Below are 3002 nucleotides of genomic sequence, written 5' to 3'. Positions count from 1 at the left end.
CTGGACGTCTACACGACGCAGTTGTCGTCGCTGGTGGAAGGGCCATTGGACCGCGCGGCGCTGCGGGCCGCGGCGTCCGTGGTCGTGGACCGGCACGCGAATCTGCGCGCGGGATTCGCGTACGAGGGTCTGCGGCAGCCCGTCCAGATCATCCCCAAGCAGGTCGACGTGCCCTGGGAAGAGGTCGATCTCCGGGCGACGAACGCGGCCGACCAGGAAGCCGCGGTCGAGGCGTGGCTGGAGCAGGACCGGGCGCGGAGGTTCGACCCGTCCGCTCCGCCGCTGCTGAGGTTCACGCTGCTCCGCCTCGGTGACCAGCGGTTCCGGCTGGTCTTCACCAGCCACCACCTGCTGCTCGACGGGTGGTCCCTGCCCGTGCTCATGCGCGAGCTGATGACTGCGTACGTACAAGGCGGCCGCGGAGACGGCCTGGCACGGGTGACGCCCTACCGGGACTACCTGGCGTGGGTGGCGGAGCAGGATCGTGGTGCGGCGCAGGAGGCGTGGCGGCTGTCCCTCGCGGGTGTGGAGGAGGCGACCCGGCTGGCGCCGGTGCGTGCGGGGCGGGTGCCGGTGGCTCCCGAGCGGGTCACGGTGCGCGTGCCGGAGGAGTTGACGGCCGCTCTGGCGGCTGCGGCGCGCAGCTGCGGGGTCACGTTGAACACGGTGGTCCAGCAGTCTTGGGCGATCCTGCTCGGGCACATGACCGGACAGGACGACGTGGTCTTCGGTGCGACGGTCGCGGGACGCCCGGCCCAGATTCCCGGCATCGAATCGATGGTCGGCCTGTTCATCAACACCGTGCCGGTACGGGTACGCCTCAAGCCCGCCGAGTCCGTCCGGGAAGCGGTGGTGCGGCTCCAGGGCGAACAGAGCGCCCTACTGGCCCACCAGCACCTCAAGCTCACCGACATCCACAACCTGACCCCGGCCGACGAGCTCTTCGACACCGTCGTCGTGTTCGAGAACTACCCGGTCGAGGACTCGGCCGTGGAGCAGGAGGCATCCACCCTCAGCCTCACCCACGCCGAAGCACGCGATGCGACCCACTACCCGCTCAGCCTGATGGTGATGCCGGGAACAGGCCTGCACCTGCGGCTCGACTACCGCCCCGACGCCTTCGACCGCCCCTCGGTGGAGGGCATCGCGGATCGTTTCGTCCGGATCCTGAAGGCGGTCGCGGCGAACGCCCGACAGCTCGTACGTGAGATTCCGCCGACGAGCGAGGACGAACGCGAGCGGATCCTGACCGCCTGGAACGACACCACGCACGACGTGCCCGCGACCACGCTGCCGGATCTGTTCGAGCAGCAGGTCGTACGGACACCCGACGCGCCGGCCGTCATCGGCGGCGGGACCCGGCTGACCTATGCGGAACTCAATGCCCGGGCGAACCGACTCGCCAGGTACCTGGCCGACCGGGGCGCCGGCCCCGAACGCCTGGTAGCCGTTGCAGTACCGCGCTCGGTCGACCTCGTCGTCGCCCTGCTGGCCGTCGCGAAGACCGGCGCCGGCTACGTCCCCATCGACCCGGAATACCCCGCCGAGCGCATCGCCCACATGCTCCGGGACGCCGACCCGGTCTTCATCGTCACCCAGGCGGAAACGTCGGCCAAGCTCCCTTCGGGGGCCGCCGGCCACGTGAGCCGGCTCGTACTGGACGACCCTGCCTCGCGGGCCCTCCTGGATGGCCAGGCCACCCTCAACCCCTCGGACGACGAGCGCCGCCCCAACCGCCTGCTTCCGCAGCACACGGCCTACGTGATCTACACGTCCGGATCCACCGGACAGCCCAAGGGCGTGGCCGTCTCCCATGCCGCGATCACCAACCGCCTGCTGTGGATGCAGAACGAATACGGTCTGGAGCCGGCGGACCGCGTCCTCCAGAAGACGTCGTCCGCATTCGACGTATCGGTGTGGGAGTTCTTCTGGCCGCTCATCGTGGGCGCCGGAATGGTCGTCGCCGCAGGCGGAGAACACAAGGACCCCGCCGCCCTCGCCGAGCTGATCCGCACCGAAAAGGTCACCACCGCACACTTCGTGCCGTCGATGCTGGGCGCCTTCCTCCAGCACTCCGACGCAGCTTCCTGCGCACCGCTGAAGAACCTCGTGTGCAGCGGCGAAGCACTGTCCGTGGAGTTGAAGAACCAGGCGCTGCGCACGCTCGGTGGTTCTGTCCACAACCTCTACGGACCCACCGAGGCCGCGGTGGACGTCACGTTCTGGGAGTGCCGGGCGGCCGACGACACCGTGCCGATCGGGCGCCCGGTGTGGAACACCCGGGTGTATGTGCTGGATGCGGGTTTGTCGCCGGTGCCGGTGGGTGTGGCGGGTGAGCTGTACATCGCGGGTGCGCAGTTGGCTCGTGGGTATGTGGGGCGTCCTGGTCTGACGGCGGAGCGGTTCGTTGCGGATCCGTTTGCGGTGGTGGCCGGTTCGCGGATGTATCGGACCGGTGACGTGGTGCGCTGGACGGGGGACGGCGTCCTTGAGTTCGTGGGGCGTGCTGATGGCCAGGTGAAGCTGCGCGGCTTCCGCATCGAGCCGGGCGAGATCGAGACCGTTCTCGCCGGCCACGACCAGGTAGCCCAGGCGGCCGTCGTCGTACGGGAGGACCGTCCCGGCGACCGGCGCCTGGTGGCCTATGCCGTGGCGGCGGACGGTGATGCTCTCGACCCGGCCGTGTTGCGGGGGTTCGTGGGGGAGCGGTTGCCGGATTACATGGTGCCGTCGGCGTTCATGGTGCTTGATGTTCTCCCGTTGACGCCGAACGGGAAGCTGGATCGTGGGGCGTTGCCGGTGCCGGAGGTTGTTTCCGGTACCACGCACAAGGGACCGCGGACACCGCAGGAAGAGGTCCTCTGCACGCTGTTCGCCGAGGTCCTCGGTGTCGACGCCGTGTCGATCGACGACGGGTTCTTCGAGTTGGGTGGCGACAGCATTTTGTCGATCCAGTTGGTGGCGCGGGCGCGTGCTGCTGGTTTGGTGTTTTCTCCGCGTGA

Annotated in this window: 1 protein-coding gene; it reads left to right on the top strand. The window is 69.1% G+C overall.

Annotated elements, in window-relative coordinates:
* Positions 1-45: 45 nt before the first annotated feature.
* On the top strand, positions 46-3002 hold a 2957-nt coding region (locus tag AB0M92_RS39155; protein WP_366107170.1), incomplete at its 3' end, for an amino acid adenylation domain-containing protein.

This window comes from Streptomyces sp. NPDC051582, assembly GCF_040681715.1.
Classification (GTDB): Bacteria; Actinomycetota; Actinomycetes; order Streptomycetales; family Streptomycetaceae; genus Streptomyces.
Note: the sequence above shows the minus strand (reverse complement) of the source record. Positions and strands in the feature narration are given on the sequence as shown.